The sequence below is a fragment of the Photorhabdus tasmaniensis genome (assembly GCF_011189505.1).
In the GTDB taxonomy this organism is placed as follows: Bacteria; Pseudomonadota; Gammaproteobacteria; order Enterobacterales; family Enterobacteriaceae; genus Photorhabdus; species Photorhabdus tasmaniensis.
This window is the reverse complement of the sequence record NZ_PUJU01000231.1, coordinates 1-406: the sequence shown is the minus strand read 5'-3', so window position 1 is coordinate 406 and position 406 is coordinate 1. Positions and strand designations below refer to the sequence as shown.

Below are 406 nucleotides of genomic sequence, written 5' to 3'. Positions count from 1 at the left end.
ATCTGGACAACCGGGTGGACCTGATGGTGGGCGACATCCAGACCCAGTATGCGGTGAGTGCGCCGACGGGTGAACCGCTGGCGCTGTTTGACCCGGCAGGCAAACGGGTGTGGCGGCAGCCGAGACAGTCGCTGTACGGTCTGCCGCTGACAGAGCAGGGTGAGAACCCGCAACTGGATCCGGGCCTGCGATTTGCCGGGCAAATTTTTGATGAGGAAAGTGGTTTATGCTATAACCGGTTCAGGTATTATTTGCCGGAAGGGTGTTGTTATCTTAGTACTGATCCGCTAGGGCTGGCAGGGGGCCTGAATCCGTATGCGTACGTTCATAATCCGGCGAATTGGATTGATCCTCTGGGATTGGCGGGTTGTGATCCTACTGGATACCATAAACGCAAGGCCCTTCG

Annotated in this window: 1 protein-coding gene; it reads left to right on the top strand. The window is 56.7% G+C overall.

Annotated features, from left to right (window positions below; translation table 11 throughout):
- Positions 1–23 precede the first annotated feature (23 nt).
- Positions 24–406 (top strand): RHS repeat domain-containing protein (locus C5471_RS23705; RefSeq protein ID WP_242688868.1); only part of this gene is annotated, 383 nt, incomplete at its 3' end.